This is a genomic window from Microbulbifer variabilis, from assembly GCF_052468405.1.
This window is the reverse complement of the sequence record NZ_CP174343.1, coordinates 2,289,413-2,304,006: the sequence shown is the minus strand read 5'-3', so window position 1 is coordinate 2,304,006 and position 14,594 is coordinate 2,289,413. Positions and strand designations below refer to the sequence as shown.

Annotated in this window: 24 protein-coding genes; 23 read left to right on the top strand and 1 reads right to left on the bottom strand. The window is 46.6% G+C overall.

Annotated features, from left to right (window positions below; translation table 11 throughout):
* The first annotated feature begins 51 nt into the window (after nucleotides 1-51).
* The 6 genes from ACJJJB_RS10590 (at nucleotide 52) to ACJJJB_RS10565 (ending at nucleotide 4,189) form a co-directional block, all read left to right on the top strand.
* Nucleotides 52-189 carry a hypothetical protein gene (locus ACJJJB_RS10590; RefSeq protein WP_020411301.1) on the top strand — a complete coding sequence of 46 codons (138 nt, stop codon included), beginning with the start codon at nucleotides 52-54 and terminating at the stop codon, nucleotides 187-189.
* 526 nt (nucleotides 190-715) lie between these two features.
* On the top strand, nucleotides 716-1,486 hold the full coding sequence (locus ACJJJB_RS10585) for an alpha/beta fold hydrolase (protein WP_445366210.1): 771 nt from the start codon (nucleotides 716-718) through the stop codon (nucleotides 1,484-1,486).
* A gap of 353 nt (nucleotides 1,487-1,839) precedes the next feature.
* Nucleotides 1,840-2,133, top strand: coding sequence for a hypothetical protein (locus tag ACJJJB_RS10580; RefSeq protein ID WP_445366209.1), 294 nt, complete (start codon nucleotides 1,840-1,842; stop codon nucleotides 2,131-2,133).
* A 309-nt stretch (nucleotides 2,134-2,442) separates the two neighbouring features.
* Nucleotides 2,443-2,781 carry a hypothetical protein gene (locus ACJJJB_RS10575; protein ID WP_020411296.1) on the top strand — a complete coding sequence of 113 codons (339 nt, stop codon included), beginning with the start codon at nucleotides 2,443-2,445 and terminating at the stop codon, nucleotides 2,779-2,781.
* A gap of 73 nt (nucleotides 2,782-2,854) precedes the next feature.
* Complete coding sequence (locus ACJJJB_RS10570) at nucleotides 2,855-3,244, top strand: hypothetical protein (RefSeq protein WP_353376478.1); 390 nt, start codon at nucleotides 2,855-2,857, stop codon at nucleotides 3,242-3,244.
* A 540-nt stretch (nucleotides 3,245-3,784) separates the two neighbouring features.
* Nucleotides 3,785-4,189 (top strand): hypothetical protein, encoded by a 405-nt coding sequence (locus ACJJJB_RS10565; RefSeq protein WP_020411294.1) that lies wholly within the window; start codon nucleotides 3,785-3,787, stop codon nucleotides 4,187-4,189.
* Nucleotides 4,190-4,959: 770 nt separating this feature from the next.
* Here ACJJJB_RS10565 and ACJJJB_RS10560 read toward each other — a convergent pair.
* Nucleotides 4,960-5,142: a hypothetical protein gene (locus ACJJJB_RS10560; protein WP_353376477.1), complete on the bottom strand. Its 183-nt coding sequence runs from the start codon at nucleotides 5,140-5,142 to the stop codon at nucleotides 4,960-4,962.
* 348 nt (nucleotides 5,143-5,490) lie between these two features.
* Between ACJJJB_RS10560 and ACJJJB_RS10555 the strand changes: the two genes are divergently transcribed.
* The 17 genes from ACJJJB_RS10555 to ACJJJB_RS10475 all read left to right on the top strand — a co-directional run bounded on the left by ACJJJB_RS10555 (nucleotide 5,491) and on the right by ACJJJB_RS10475 (nucleotide 14,507).
* Complete coding sequence (locus ACJJJB_RS10555) at nucleotides 5,491-5,925, top strand: hypothetical protein (protein ID WP_020411291.1); 435 nt, start codon at nucleotides 5,491-5,493, stop codon at nucleotides 5,923-5,925.
* Nucleotides 5,926-6,053: 128 nt separating this feature from the next.
* Complete coding sequence (locus tag ACJJJB_RS10550; RefSeq protein WP_445366208.1) at nucleotides 6,054-6,461, top strand: hypothetical protein; 408 nt, start codon at nucleotides 6,054-6,056, stop codon at nucleotides 6,459-6,461.
* A gap of 26 nt (nucleotides 6,462-6,487) precedes the next feature.
* Nucleotides 6,488-6,685 carry a hypothetical protein gene (locus ACJJJB_RS10545; protein WP_445366207.1) on the top strand — a complete coding sequence of 66 codons (198 nt, stop codon included), beginning with the start codon at nucleotides 6,488-6,490 and terminating at the stop codon, nucleotides 6,683-6,685.
* Nucleotides 6,682-6,813, top strand: a complete 132-nt coding sequence (locus ACJJJB_RS10540) for a phage tail protein (RefSeq protein ID WP_445366206.1) — start codon at nucleotides 6,682-6,684, stop codon at nucleotides 6,811-6,813. The genes ACJJJB_RS10545 and ACJJJB_RS10540 overlap by 4 nt, the downstream gene beginning before the upstream one ends.
* Before the next feature lie 89 nt (nucleotides 6,814-6,902).
* Complete coding sequence (locus ACJJJB_RS10535; protein ID WP_445366205.1) at nucleotides 6,903-7,328, top strand: phage minor tail protein domain-containing protein; 426 nt, start codon at nucleotides 6,903-6,905, stop codon at nucleotides 7,326-7,328.
* Nucleotides 7,328-7,594 carry a hypothetical protein gene (locus tag ACJJJB_RS10530; RefSeq protein WP_444946573.1) on the top strand — a complete coding sequence of 89 codons (267 nt, stop codon included), beginning with the start codon at nucleotides 7,328-7,330 and terminating at the stop codon, nucleotides 7,592-7,594. The genes ACJJJB_RS10535 and ACJJJB_RS10530 overlap by 1 nt, the downstream gene beginning before the upstream one ends.
* A 3-nt stretch (nucleotides 7,595-7,597) precedes the next feature.
* A complete protein-coding gene (locus tag ACJJJB_RS10525; protein ID WP_445366204.1) occupies nucleotides 7,598-8,674 on the top strand; it encodes a phage tail length tape measure family protein in 1,077 nt (358 codons plus the stop codon).
* The gene (locus ACJJJB_RS10520; RefSeq protein ID WP_444946575.1) at nucleotides 8,671-9,024 is read left to right on the top strand and encodes a hypothetical protein; all 354 of its coding nucleotides are present in this window, start codon (nucleotides 8,671-8,673) and stop codon (nucleotides 9,022-9,024) included. The genes ACJJJB_RS10525 and ACJJJB_RS10520 overlap by 4 nt, the downstream gene beginning before the upstream one ends.
* The gene (locus ACJJJB_RS10515; RefSeq protein ID WP_444946576.1) at nucleotides 8,969-9,253 is read left to right on the top strand and encodes a hypothetical protein; all 285 of its coding nucleotides are present in this window, start codon (nucleotides 8,969-8,971) and stop codon (nucleotides 9,251-9,253) included. Before ACJJJB_RS10520 ends, ACJJJB_RS10515 begins: the two co-directional genes overlap by 56 nt.
* A gap of 42 nt (nucleotides 9,254-9,295) precedes the next feature.
* Complete coding sequence (locus ACJJJB_RS10510) at nucleotides 9,296-9,598, top strand: hypothetical protein (protein ID WP_444946577.1); 303 nt, start codon at nucleotides 9,296-9,298, stop codon at nucleotides 9,596-9,598.
* Entirely contained in the window at nucleotides 9,555-10,649 is a 1,095-nt protein-coding gene (locus tag ACJJJB_RS10505) for a hypothetical protein (protein ID WP_445366203.1), read from the top strand. The genes ACJJJB_RS10510 and ACJJJB_RS10505 overlap by 44 nt, the downstream gene beginning before the upstream one ends.
* A 39-nt stretch (nucleotides 10,650-10,688) precedes the next feature.
* Nucleotides 10,689-11,069 carry a hypothetical protein gene (locus ACJJJB_RS10500; RefSeq protein WP_445366202.1) on the top strand — a complete coding sequence of 127 codons (381 nt, stop codon included), beginning with the start codon at nucleotides 10,689-10,691 and terminating at the stop codon, nucleotides 11,067-11,069.
* A gap of 297 nt (nucleotides 11,070-11,366) precedes the next feature.
* The gene (locus ACJJJB_RS10495; RefSeq protein WP_353376467.1) at nucleotides 11,367-11,576 is read left to right on the top strand and encodes a hypothetical protein; all 210 of its coding nucleotides are present in this window, start codon (nucleotides 11,367-11,369) and stop codon (nucleotides 11,574-11,576) included.
* 122 nt (nucleotides 11,577-11,698) lie between these two features.
* Nucleotides 11,699-12,010, top strand: a complete 312-nt coding sequence (locus tag ACJJJB_RS10490) for a DUF2695 domain-containing protein (protein ID WP_444946580.1) — start codon at nucleotides 11,699-11,701, stop codon at nucleotides 12,008-12,010.
* 181 nt (nucleotides 12,011-12,191) lie between these two features.
* Nucleotides 12,192-13,556, top strand: coding sequence for an IS4 family transposase (locus ACJJJB_RS10485; RefSeq protein WP_445366201.1), 1,365 nt, complete (start codon nucleotides 12,192-12,194; stop codon nucleotides 13,554-13,556).
* A gap of 45 nt (nucleotides 13,557-13,601) precedes the next feature.
* The gene (locus ACJJJB_RS10480) at nucleotides 13,602-13,964 is read left to right on the top strand and encodes a hypothetical protein (RefSeq protein ID WP_353376465.1); all 363 of its coding nucleotides are present in this window, start codon (nucleotides 13,602-13,604) and stop codon (nucleotides 13,962-13,964) included.
* Between the two features lie 243 nt (nucleotides 13,965-14,207).
* Nucleotides 14,208-14,507, top strand: coding sequence for a hypothetical protein (locus ACJJJB_RS10475; protein WP_353376464.1), 300 nt, complete (start codon nucleotides 14,208-14,210; stop codon nucleotides 14,505-14,507).
* Nucleotides 14,508-14,594: the final 87 nt, after the last annotated feature.

The following is a 14,594-nucleotide window of genomic DNA, read 5'->3' as shown; positions in this document are numbered from 1 at the left end:
ATGGAGGAGGTCAACTTCCAGTAGTGATGGAGGCGGCGGAAAATCTCTTGTTTGCAGCGCATCGAGTTGGGCCTACTGGTAAATGAAGTGGTGGCTACAACTCTAATTACCCTTGGTGGTGTGGATTATACAGTGCGCAAGCGGTTGCCGGATGATGGAGTTATATGGCGGGTACAGGTGGATAGTTGAAACCCAGAGATCTTTGGTTTTGGGGATATTAAGGGAGACTGGCGTGGAGTAAAAAATATACAGTCGTGCTTTTAATAACAAAGATCAAAAGGCGCTTCTTCTTATCGGTGAAAATCAGTGATCTATTGATATTTATAGGGCCCCAAGCTGATATAAAACAGGGTGATATAAAGAAATTTCTCTTGAACTCACTGTTAAGTCACAGGAGAGAAAGTGAAAGAACAAGAATGGGCCAAAACGGTAGCAGTAGAAATTCATAGGCACCTTAAAGGAATTCCTGCAAGATTGCTTAGGTACGGTGACAGATTTGATTTTATGTTCGTGTGGGAATGTTATAAACCCAAGAATGAAGAGAGGAGTGTATTGGTGAAATAATTGAAAGAGAAATTGAAGCCTCCCAGATTATGGAGGAAGTTCTATTTAATAATCGGTCGAGAGGCAGGCAAAAGTATTTTGCATTTCATCGGCCATTAGTTGCTAAGAGGGCTTAGCAGGTCAAAGATTGATATATAGTTGGAGAGTTTTGATGATTGAAAAAAGTGGTTACATAGAAATCTGTGGATCACCAATTTTTTACGAACTATCTGGTAATCCAAATGGTGAGCCGCTACTAATGTTGCATGGAGGCTTAGGTTCGGGGAAAGACCTAGCTCCTTTGCATGAATATATTGCTCCGGACTTTCATTTGATTAGTATCGATCTTCGTGGTCATGGAAGGTCACCATTAGCAGGGCCCTCGTTGAGTTATGCTCAATATGAAAGAGATATCCAAGAAGTGCTTTCTCATTTAGGCGTTAAACGGTATTCAATATTTGGTTTTAGTGATGGCGGAATTGTGGGCTACCGGTTGGCGGCGCAACAATCAAAAAATGTTGTTTGCTTAGTCACACTTGGTTCGCAATGGCGATTGGAGGATAATGACCCATCTATCGAGGCCCTGGGTGGCCTGACTGCTGAGTTTTGGAGTGAAAGCTTTCCTGTAGATGTGGAGTCCTATAATGCTTCCAATCCCAACCCGGATTTCAAGAGCCTTGTAGAATCAGTAAAAAAAGTGTGGCTTGATACTACAGGGGCCGGTTATCCATGGGGCCTGGTCGAAAGAATAAAGTGTCCGACCTTAATTATTCGAGGTGACAATGATTTCCTTTTCTCATTAGATGAGGCTGTTGCGCTGAAGGCAAAAATACCTGATGCCAGTTTTGCCAATATTCCATTTACGGAGCACGCTTCTCATCAGGAGTCACCAGAATTGGTAGGTATGATTCTGAAACAATTTTTGTCTCTGCACAAAAATTAACAAGTTGATGATGCTCGTTCCATCTCTACAGCGCTACCGGACGGCGCACGCCACGCTTAGTCCGCCGTATTTCACGGTGTTAGGCATCAAGGATATTTAAAATGCGGGTACTCTTCATATTCTTTCTCATTTCTATATCAGCTTACATAAATGCTAATGCTTTTGCCTATGAGCTTACGATAAAGCAGGAACGTATTCTGAATCTTGAGGAGGAGCTTGATAAGTGCGACAAATTCTATTTACGGTGAACTCTACTCGATTACCCCCTGTCGCAGAGCCAGCCAGATATGGAACTACTAGCTTAGCGGTGAAGTTCACCGAAGCACCTGGCACAGTGAAGGCCTAGGTGATTTATGGACCTGGACCAAAGAGCCGCAGAGCGGGCGTTTCGTAAATGGGGTAAGCCCGCTACCTATGACGATGGTAGCGGCGCTGAGCCTATAGAGTGCCGCGTGATACCCGATAAGAGTATTGATGACTTTGCTGATGATCGGGTGCGAACGCTGCGTGATGAGTTCAGCCTGCTGATTAGTGAGGTTGGGTCTCACAGCCCGGATGCCTTAATCAGCTTTAACAGTGTGGAACACAAGGTGCGTAAGCTGCTGGAAGATGATGGCATCGTGCGGAGGGTGCAGATGGACGGTTGAAAAATACACACTTATGCATTTGGTGACAAAGATCAGCAGCAGCTTCTTCTATTTCTGGGTGAAAATGGGTAACTAATTGAAATATATAGGGTTCCCAAAGTGATATAAAGCAGCGAAAATACAGAGATATAAAGACGCTGCTTTATATCTATTTTTGTAAACTTGTGCCAATTTAAGCTAACCTATTGATTTAATAGGCTTTATTTCGTTTTTCAGGAAGGTGGGGCCAAGAATTATATAGCAGGGTGATATAAAGAAGCTTCTTTTGAATTAACTGTTATGCAGTAAAATCAGTAATCGAGGAAAAAAATGATTCAAGCATTATTGGCCAGCGGTATTGTTTTCGGCCTATTGAAGTTATTTGAGCGGGGTAAAGATCGTGGCTTAGATGGGTTTACCTCTATTGCTTTTGTTCTTGTTCCTGAATTGCTGATTTTTCTGGCAACAATTGGTACGGGCATAGCTGGAATTAATCAGCAATTTCTGGTCGCCCTGGTAGCGCTGTACTTTATCGTGCCAACACTCATGTTGCGGCTTCAGTTCGAGCTTTCATGGAAGCAGTCGGCACTTTATGGCTTACTGGTTTTGCTTGTAGTAGTAGCGGTAGATACCCTGTTCTATCTCCTGCTCAGTGCAGCCACTGCATAACAATCACAGGTAGTTTGCTACGGCCCTTCGGGCCTCCGCGGGACGTCCTACTTTGTACGTTAGGTGAATAACTATGAATCAAGTTCTTATCAGTCTTGTATTTCTATTTGCTTCTAGTTTGGCGTTCGCCTGTACTGCCCCTAAAATGGGGCCTGAGTTTGATAAGCTCATCAAGGTAGAAAAAGTTGCATCGAATACGTTTCAGACGACTATTTCTATGAGTGCTGAGGGTTTAAATTACGGAGCTGAAGCAACTGTAGAGTACTATCCGGCTAATTCTGAGCACAGATTCGGTGAATATTCAAAAAGAGTTCATTTAAAAGAAAAAGGTACTGAGTATGTTTCTACTTTCGAGCTAAAAAAGATTGAAGGGCATATTCCATTCTTGCAAGTATTTTGGTATCCGGAAGGATGTTGTCTATGTGGTGCTTTCGGTAAATCAAATGACCTTACACTTGAGTGAACCACCTAACAAGTACATGTTGTCGGACTGGTTTTCCGCTGCGCTCCAAACCAGCCACAAATGCGAGCGTTATACGTAGAGTATGATTACAAACGTACTATTGACAATTTTAAGCAGCGCATTTCTGATGTGTCTCATCTCCAACTTTGTGATTTTGTTTCGTTTACTGAATGAGGAATGTAGTAATAGTTGGTTCATCCGAGCAGCTGGATTGTTTCTATTTTCAGGTAATTTTTTAACAGAGAAAGGAAAACCATTCCTTCGCTACTATTGGTTTTCTTTGCTTGGCGCGTTCATTTCGGTATCCCTAATAGTCGTAGTTGTCTACTTTGGAATTCCGGAGTTTAGAGAAGAGGTTGATACGATTTTTAGTCTGAGTATCAGGCCCAACGTATAACAATGCCGGGCAAGATGCTTCGGGCCTTCGGCCCTCCGCGGGGCAGCTTACCTTGTGCACGTGGTGCGCGGGTCGCTATGCTCCCATTTTCGTGCAACACGTGCACAAGGTAAGCTGCCCCTGCCGGCGGCGTTAAGGTTCAAATGATTCGAGCAAGTACTATCGTCATAATTCTTCTGCTTTCAGGGTGTGCGAGCACAAATGAGTTTGATGGCCACAATAATCATCACATCAGAATCGATGATGGGTTGTTCTATGTTAGGGAAGTCGCAGCTGGCAGAGTCTTTGAAAACTCTAAAAAGGTAAAGCTTGACTGGGAGTCCAAAGCAGCGGGGCTCTGTGGCGGCAAGTTTGAGAAAATGATTTATCAGGATGGCGAGCATCATTACATGGTCACGGATGCGGAAACATTCTTTCTGCCATTTGTAACAATGGCTGGTGCCCCAAGAATTGAGGGCGTAGTAAGGTGCGAGAGTTCGCCGTATACAACAGCTCAAGCAACGGAGGTCCTTGTTCGTGAAATGTACCTACTCCCAGAAAGACCCTAACAAATCAATCAATGTCACCCCGTTGGGGCTGGATCTCCGCACTGCGTGCTCCGGCCCATTATTGAGGCGTTATATGAGAGTTAGGGCCAAATGAGCATGGAATTTCTAGACAGTATAATTTCGTATCTATATTACCCTTCTTTGGTAGCGCTGCTGTTATCCGCATTTCTAGCTCCTATAAGATTGGAGGGGCTATCAGCAGTATCTAAACTGGCGCGCTTCTTCGTCGGTATTTATTTGGGTATCACAGTTGCTGCCTGTTCTGCATTGTTCTCATTTTCATATGATGGCTGCTTCGAGAATTGTTCTGATAAAGTGGATGGTGAAATTGGTATCATATGGGCTAGCATAATCAATTATATGGGTTCAGTATTAATATTTAGTTTCCTCTCAAAAAGCTCACATAGCAAGCAAAGGCAAAGCGATGTATAAATGCGCGCTTGCTTTGTGCGATAAGTATCATGAGGGCAAATACTTGAATTCTAAAGTTCTCTTTGCTTGGGTTTGTAGCCTATCTACTGTAATTGTTCTTGGGTTTGCTCCAAGTTATTTTATGGCTTACGAGACGTTATCGTCTTTGCACCATATTCATGGACTGGTTGCATTTCTTTGGATTTCACTGCTATGTATTCAGTCATATTTGATAAATAGAGGAAGTTCCCTGATTCACAAGTATTTGGGTTGGTCCTCCCTTGGTGTAGCAGTCATTTTTATTATCACTTCGTCAAGACTATATTTAAGTACTATAGAATTAGCTGTTCAGAAAGGGATTATTTTTCAATATGTGTATTGGGTTGATCTATTCCTAATACCTCTATTCGTATTTTTCTTGGTTTCCGGCTTTGTGTATCGAAAATCCCCAAAAAAGCACATGCTTTGTATGCTGCTAAGTTTAGTAGCAATATTTCCGCCAGGCCTGGGTCGGTTAATCTATGGGTTATTTCTTTATCCATTCAACGCTCCGATTAGGTATTTCTACGAGCCAATGATGCTTGTTACCTTAGGTATATTAATCTTCTTCGGCGTCCGAGAGCGCTGGAAGTATAGCCAGATTAAGGTGGCATTGACGGTAGTATTGGTCTCGTTTGTATCTTCATATTGGATAGTAACTTTCGGGGCTTTTGAGGTCGGGGCACGGTGGCTCGTCGGCATTTAACACGTGACTATAAATTGTGTTTTATGTGCTCCTCTTAAAATGTTATAAAGAAGCTTCCTTATGTGTGCTCGACTCGCAACAAGTTGCTCGCCTTTGCGGCGGGCGTTGTGTGTTCAAGTTTTAAAAGTGGTAACTTTCTGTAGATATGAAAAAATTTTTCCTTATTATAATTTCACTCTCCGTTGTGGGTTGTAATTCTGTCCTTGTAACGTATAAGCCACCTCAAAATAGTAATTTGACTAAATTGAAATTGCCAAAAGATGACAATACTTTATACAAGCTAGGTGAGCTAAACGAGAAAGGTTGTGCTGTCAACTTTAGAACTGTAAGGGCTGAAAGCTATTTGGATAGCGAAAATGTATATGTTCAAGCTAACAAAAGTATTGTGCTTCATGTGAATAAATCAGGTAGAACAATCTGTAGAGGCACTGAGGCTATGAGCCTAGAGAGTAATAAACACTATGAAGCGGATATATTTCCAGTTCGTCATTTTTGCCTCGTCTCCATCTACGATATTACTGATGGTAAGAAAGGCGAAAAGGTAGAGAATGCGAGTCTTAACGGTTGTGTGAAAGAGTAAATTTTAATTTTCTTTACATAGCTATTTGAATCGTCGATATCAAAAAGATAGCTAGTTAAAACCACAGTAGTTTTTTCAAACCCGCACCAGCGGGTTTTTTTATGCCCGAAATTCCTGGAGCCATCCCAATGACCCAACGCATCACCATCCGCGATGCGGTACTAAGTAAGCTAAAAACTCTATCCTGCTACAACTTCCCCCCGGCCGGTACCACAGAGAGTATCTGCCCGGAAAAGTTACCGGCGATTATTGTGGGCTTTGCGAATGAACCGATCGACCACCAAATGGACGGCGGCACCAGTCGGCAATTAGATCTCACTATTGCCGCTGTGGTGAAGAGCAGCGGAGACATTTATGTCGCACTGTATCAGGCAGCTGTAGATATTGAGAGTGCCCTGCAGGATGCCTCTCTGGGTGGCAGCTGTGACTTATTCCTACTCAGTCAAACCCAGTTTGCGCTGGACCAGGATCACCCACTGGGCGAAGTGCGGCTTACCTATAGCGCCCAGTATTCCACCGAACCCACAGACCTTTAATTGAGCAACCCACAGAAGGCACAACGATGGCACAAGGTTATAAAACAAAATTTTCCCGCAGCGATGATGGCAACTCCTATACGCCAGTGGCGGGCATGTTGGATATCGACTCCGGCGAGGAGTCGCGCGGTTCTGTTGAGATGACCCCGATTGATGGTACCAGCGGGTATATGGATTACGACCCTTTTGGCTTACGTGATGCCGGCGAGGTTTCCATTACTTGATCTGGAAAGAGAGTGATAGTGGCCAGCAGGCCCTACGTGGTGATTATGATTCCGATACCAATAAACATTACAAAATCGAGTATCCCGAGGGTACCACGGTGGAAATCATCGCCCACATTACCGGCTAGGGTAAGGCAGTGCCCAAGGATGACAAGATCACCCGCACCGTGAAGTTCAAGATTTCCGGCAAGCCTTCGGTAACGGCAGGTGGTCAATCATGAATTCTATTCCTGCGCCTATTTTAGAATCCGAAACTGTTTTATTTGGCCAGCAGAAAGTAGAGCTGTTTGAGCTGAGCGCCTACCACCGCTGTGAATATCTGCAAAAGACCACCGAAGATATTCCGCTGCCGCAGGGTGAAGAGTTACCAGAAACTGAGCTGGAAAACTTCGGCCAGCTTTGGGCTTTCCGGTTGGGGGAGGTGAGCAAGAAATTGCTGCTGGTAGCCTATGCCATCTGGATGAAACCAGACTGTCAGGAATCACTGGAAGATATTCATCAGGGCTTAATCCGCAGAGTTACCCCTAAGCTAATTGATGTGCTTTATGTGCCTGCAGCCAAGCTATCCGGTCTCTATGTAGAAGCATCCACTGAGGAAGAGAGCAGCGAACCAGAAAGCGAGGACAACGAAAAAAAAGGTTAGTGCCGGGCTTCCTCTTTGCCCGGCAGCTCGCGCGGGATTTTAACCGTCCCGACTATTTCAATATGTTGCGCTCCATGAGTTCTACCGAGTTCGACCACTGGTATGAATATCACTCTGAGCGTCCCCTAAATACCGAAGTCCAGCAGTGGCAGCTAGCCCACATTGCCGCCGGCACACTGGGTGGCAAAGTCTCTAACTTCCTACCTCAGCCGCACAAGCCAAAAACCGTGCAGCAACAAATTGCAATCTGGAACTCCATGAGCTGAGCAATGGCAAAACAAACTTCCATGGCCACCATGGTGGCAAACCTGGAGCTGCGCTCCACTCAATATAAGCGGGAGATGGCCCAGGCCGCCGCACGCAATAAGCAGCTCACCTGCGAGATAAAGTCCACCAGTGCCGCTGGTGATATGTTTGGTCGCTCGATGCGCGGTGCTGCTCAGGGCGTCGCCGCGATTGATGGCCCCTTAAGTGGGGTTTCCGGTCGAGTCGGTGCGCTCAATGGTCTGCTGACCACTGGTGCGGCCAGCTGGGCACTGCTTGGTGCCGGGGTGGCTGGTGTTACCGCTGTTTTTTACAAGAGCATCCGGGCTGCTGAAGCGATGGAGCGGCAACAGCTCAAGATTGAGGCGCTGTTAAGGGCCACAGGTAATGCCAGTGGACGCACTGCCCAGGAGTTGGATGAGCAGGCGCGCTCGGTGGCTCGTAATACCCTGGCGAGCGTTTCCGGTATCCGCGATGCGCAGGGTGTGCTGCTTACCTTTAAGTCAGTGCAAACCGACGTGTTTGACCAAGCCATTGTGCTATCGCAAGACCTGGCAGCAGTAATGGGTGGCGATGCCAAAAGTGCAGCGTTACAACTTGGTAAGGCGCTGGAAGACCCAGCTAGCGGCCTGACAGCACTGAAGCGTTCTGGTGTCTCGTTTACCGAGACAGAAAAAGAACAGATCAGGACCATGCAGGCGAGTGGCCAAGTTGCCGAAACGCAGCGCTTCATCCTGGCCAAGCTGGCACAACAGGTAGGTGGGGCTGGCTCCGGTGAGGCGGGCGGGCTTGCCGGGCAGGTCGATACTCTAAGCCAGAACTGGCAAGAGTTTCTGGAGGCAATGGGCAGGACCGAGGAGGCCTCCAAGAGTGTGGGTTTTGTCGCCGACACTGTGAGCAGGTGGCGCACCGTGTTGATGCCAACGGAAGCCGAGAAGAGCGCAGATAAATATTTCGAGCTGCAAGATAAGTATGTCGCGCATCAGAAGCTATTGGAGAAAGCGACCGCTCAAGGCGTAACGGCCCAGATTGAACAGCAGAGTTACTGGGTAGAAAAATACCGTGTGCAGCTGCAGAAATGAAAGATGCCGATCTAAAAGCGGCAATGGCGCGGCGGGAGGATCAGAAAAAAGCGGCAGAAGCAGCAGCGACGGCCAGGGAGCAGGCAGAAATTGACCGCGCTGCAGCTGAATTGAAGCGTCAACAAGATGCGGGCTCTCTGCAGTTGAGTCAGCTGGATCAATTTCTCGCCGACCAGAGTGGCAAGATTCAACTCGACCATGAGCAGCGGCTGCAACAAATAGCCGCGTTACAAATTTCTGAACAAGAACTTAGAAAGCGAGGTTTCGAATCTACCGAGGCATTGAGGGCTGAATATGCTGAGCGCGAGAAAGCACGCTATCAAATGGCCCTGGCTGAAGAGCAGGGGTGAGGGCGGCGGTAACCAAGCTGGCGCCGATGGCCTTACAGATGCAGAACGTCAGCGCATGGTGGCCCGTCTGGAAACCCTGCAGCTTTCCTGGCTTACCGAGATGGAACAATTACAGGTTCAGCAGGATGAAGAAATGGCCCTACTGGATCAGGCCTATGCCAGCAAAATATTCGCTCATGATGAATATGAACGCAAACTCACCCTTTTAGAAAACAAACATCGAAAGTAGCGCGAAAAGCTTGAGCAGGCTTCCAACAAAAGCGAGCTGAAAATGTTTACTGCCGGTGCCGGGCAGATCTTGTCTGCAGCCGCTGCCTACAACCAAAAAGCGGCAAAAGCTGAAATGGCTATGGCTGTTTTCTCTACTGGGGTTTCGCTAGTAAAGAATATTGCCAAGGCTTCTGAGATCGGTTTTCCACAAAATATTCCAATGATCGCCGGCGCTATCACTCAAGGGGTGCAGATTGCCGGCATGTTGTCATCGCTGAAAGCACCCGGTGGGGTTTCCGGTGATGCGGATCGCACCATGTATGCAGGTTTGGCTGGTTATGATGGTGCTGGCAAGCATTTGTAATGCTAGCGGTGCCGAGACATTTAGCAGTCAGCATTACATCCTTGCGTCCAACTTAAACATAGTGGGGCAGAGTTGGCAGACGCAGGTGGCCTATGTTAAAGGCAACGCTAGTGGCAATGCTGAATACAGTGGCGCTAGAGGAGCGAACCATATTGGCAACCCAGCCACGATGCAGGCGAATGTCCGTTTTATTACCCCAATTTTTTATTGCAATTATCCGGCTAAAACGGGTGATACCTTAATCGATTATATAAAAATCGATGTGGTGGAAGTGGAGGACCAGCGCAATCTGCCGATGATTCAATCTGGTATTGCCAGCCTGCCTACCAGTTCCGCGCTGTCCGGCTCAGATGATGGCAGTACCGCAAAAATCACGATTGCCGCGCATTCGGTGCAGTTTGGTTTCGGCATTGTTAATTACAACAGTGGCAGCATTACTGGGTTGTCCTTCAACACTAGGTACTACGTGTACTGCGATGATCCAGGCACTCAGGGCGGTGCGGTGACCTATTACGCAACTACCAACATTTACCAGCTGGCCGGTAACACCTGGCGCCGAAATGTAGGAACCATTAAAACCCCGAGCAATGGTGGTGGCACTACGGTCCCTAGAGATCCTTGGTGTGTTGCCGCAGGCAGTTGGCTGCGCGAAGGTTTACTTGCGGAAAACTGCGAAAGCGGAGACCTGATCGATTGCTGGGATACCGGCGACGAGGAAACCCATCTAAGCCCCATTATTGGCGGGGTAGATGCAGAGCCAGAAATACCCTGCGTATTGCTCACCACAACAAGCGGTGCCCAGGTAATTTGCAGCCGTGAAACCCCCGTTACCGACCGTGCAGGGCGGGTCTACGAGGCGCAGCACTGCCAGGGCGTTGAGCTGGTGGTTTTGCATGAAGAGGAGCCGCTCACCTGGGAGCATGTCGAGCGGGTCGAATGCGCTGGCCTGCGTACCGTGTACAAGGTCTCTGTAGGTGGCAAGAGCTATGCCGCCGGTATCGATCCCCAGCACCGCATCATCACCCATAACGGCGTACATAAATCTGATTAAGCAAAGGAATAGATAACACCCAGTTTTTCCCCGATTACAGTGCCAGGTCTGGAGGCCTGGCAGTTCGCCTACACCATCGACGACGGCCACAGTGCCGGCGCTATTGTGCGTGCAACGGTAACCCAGACCACCGAGCCCACTAATAGCGATGCTCAGGCTGCTGCAGTACTTAAATGTACGATTGCCGTAATCGACAACCAAAACACAGTACAAACTGATGGCGCTGGCGATCTGATGTCCAGTGTTTATGTCACCACCAAGACTCTGCAGACTGATGCAGGCCAGCCAGTAAACGTCGCCGACCATGCCGCTGATTTAGTGGCGAGTTGTATTGTTGAAGTGGCAAACCGTTTAGCTGTGCATAGTTCTATTGCGGCTATGCGATACCGAGTGGGTGATACTGGCTGTGGTTTTCAGTAGTGGAGTGGACGTATCGCCGGTGCGAAAGCCCGAATTATAGAGCCATGGCTTACATCTACAGAAAGTCCCCCTAACTTATTGATTTAATTATGGGTAAAATGTGTTCAAGAGCGGGAGGTCGAACCAGACGACTTGAGCCGATGGCTCACTATCTCTGGTTGTTATTTGGGCAATAGTTTATAACCTGCTGTAAATAAAGGCTTTTCTGCGGAGCTTGGAGGCTTCCTCCCAGAAATAGGGGCCAAATGGATAGTGAGCCACTGGCTCATTAATAAACTGTTAAATGCCAGAGATAAAATGAGAGAAATTATCGATTTAAGTACGCTGCCAGAAATTGAGAGAGATATTTGCCTCAATGACTCTTGGTGCGACAAGTGCAACGAAGCAGATCTCGGCATCGTTAACCCAGAGTTGTACGTTGAAAATGGCCGCAAGTATATTAGCGGTAGTTGCAAAATTTGCGGCACAGAGTGCATTTCTGAAATCATAGAAAAACGAGTGGAGTAGCTGGCTATGTGCCACCAGTATTTAACAAGTTTAGGCAGCATCGCCCCTTCGGGGCTGGACCTCCGTTTCGGCGCTTCGCGCCTGCACTACGGCCGCAGCTAAAGGCGTTATGAGTCTTAAGTATGGATAAAGAGCAGAAAAAGAGATTAAAGGCTCAGTACAGACAGAATGAGCAAGATGAGATTTGTGTGTCTATCCCTATGGAGATTGACGAGTTAAAGGATTTACTTTCCTTTTTAAACCGTGAATCTGCTCCAGAATGCGATCACACTCTCAAAGAGACAGTTGCATTTCTAAAGTCTAAACAGATAGACCCAAAGGTGGTTGTTCCCTGGCTTGGTGAGCACGGCGGTTTCTGCGACTGCGAGGTTATTTACAACGTCTACGATGATGTTGGTGATATCGTAGGGTGGCACCTTGACGAAAACTCATAACAAGTTGCTCAAGTTCACTCCGGCCTTAAAAAGCGCGGCCTCCGTGGGACAGCCTACACTGCGTTTCGGCTGCCCCTTAGCAAAGCGCTAAGTTTTATACACAAGTTTTTTCAGTTTTATTATAAAAATCAATGAGTTACAGTTTGTACGGTATAGGAGCTACAGATTTGGCTGGATAATTATGCAGGACTGGGTCAGGGACGAAGTGAAAAATCAGGTTATGGGTGATACACGATTGAATAAGCGCTTATCCAATATTCTCAGTAATTTAAGTACCGACCCAAAGAGTAGTATTCCCTGTGCAAACAAGTCTTGGACAGAAACCTTTGCAGCCTATCGATTTATCGAAAATGATAAAGTCAGCTTTGACTCCATTATGAGTGGACATAAATCAGCCACTCTTGAAAGAATCAAGGTTCAGCCAGTTGTTCTTATCCCTCAGGATACCACTTTCCTAAATTTTGCTACCGATTTAGAAAGCAAAGAAATGGGAACACTCCGACGCAAAGAGACTAATCAGCAGCTCCTACATACGTCTATCGCTATAACACCATCCAGAGATAACCTGGGAATTATTGAGGGTAGCATGTGGCAGCGAGATAAAGAATCTAGTGCTAATTCTCGCTATACCAAGTCGATACAAGATAAAGAGAGTCGACGCTGGTTAGACCATTATGAGTCAGCTTGTGAGATACAAGAGCGCTGCCCTGAAACCACGATTGTGAGTATCGCGGATAGAGAGGGGGATATTCATGAGTGGTTTCAATTAGCTGAAGATCAAAATGAACAGCGGCGTGCAAGCTATATTGTTCGAACCAAGGCTAATCGTAGTTTAGAGATCGAAGGAGAAGATACGACTTTACTTTGGGACTATTTGACCAAACAGAAGTCCATCGGAAAATACTCAGTAGGTATCCCCAAAAGGAATGGGGAGCCAGAAAGGGAAGCTAAGGTCAGTGTATCCATTGCAGAAGTAAGATTACAGGGGAAAGGAAAATCAAAACGACCTCTTTCTATCTACGCAGTTTTTGCTAAGGAATTAAGCCCACCAGAAGGCAAAAAAGGTATTGAATGGATGCTGCTGACCGATCTTGCAGTTGAGGACTTTAAGCAAGCGAGGATTATCATTGAGTGGTATCGAAGTCGATGGGAAATTGAAACCTATTTTAGAGTGGTGAAAGGCGGATGCCAGATAGAAAGTAATCGCTTTAGAACCGAGCAGCGAATGCTGAACTGTATTGCAATCTATATGATTATTGGGTGGCGTCTACACTCCATGACAACACGAGCACGAACGCTTCCTGATACATCGTGTACGAAAGTCTACTCTGAAAAAGAGTGGCGTATGATATGGATAATGCAAGCTAAAACCTCCCCACCAAATGAAGCTCCAAGTATGAGAGATATAACTCGTATGTTGGCAGGACTTGGAGGCTTTCTGGGGCGGAGCGGCGATGGTGAGCCTGGAGTTAAAACCGTTTGGCAGGGGTACACTAAACTTCTCCATTATATGGAGGCAGCGGAGGCTTTAAATGGACTTAAATGATGTGTATAAAACACAGGCAAAGCGTTATGCTCAAGTAGGAATGAAATGAATCGTATATTTCTCGCAATAATTTTGATTACCATTGGCGGTTGTGCGTCCCAAGAGGTGAGGGAAATAGAACTTCCTGAAATTATGAGTATTGAAGGAAAGAATTTCATTTCCGCGGCTGCATTCAAAGAACACGAATTAAGTATCACCAGGCCGGAAAGTGGCGAATTAGTAGTAAATATCCCTGAAAAAGAAGCACCATTTTACTGGACCTGTGGTGGAGTTTACTGGGATGGGCTCATTCAAGGCCAAAGCATATTGGAAGAGGCAGATTTAGTCTTGGACTTTAAAGGAGTCAAAGAGGTTTGGGTCCCTATGGAAGGTAAGCCCAAGAAACTTTATATTTTCGAGGTTCGCTAGCATAACAAGGCCGGGCAATTTGCTCCGGGCCTGCGGCCCTCCGCGGGACAGCTTGCTTTGTGCACCTTTTGCACAGGTCGCTTCGCTCCCATTTTCGCGCAAAACGCGCACAAGGTAAGCTGCCCCTGCCGGTGGCGTTATGAATTCATGAGAAATACTAAATCAATACTACTACTAGTTCTCTTGGGGCTGACCGCTTGTAGTAATAAGCCGTTCGGCGGGTTTATGCGAGGAGATGTGCCTATGGTTGTCGGTATGTTTGAAAATTACTATGGCAAGCATGTTCAAGTTGTCGGTTATATGTACAAACCGCCTAGAGGCAATGTTTTAGTATTAATCCCGTCAAAAGATCATATTAATTTACAGACACAGCCTCCAGCTAACATATTGAGTTTACTATTATTCTCCGACACAGCAATTAGAAATGGCAGCGTTCACTTAGAGATGGAAGGGTGTATTGGTAAGACTACCTATGTGTCTGGGCTAGTCGGCATTTTTTCTGGGTTACCTGCAATTGAAGAGATTCGTGAAGTGGCATGCTAAATGCATAACAAACGCAAGCAGGATGCTCCGGCCCTTCGGGTCCCCGCGGGACGCCTAACGCTATGCACATTTTGTGCGGATCGCTGC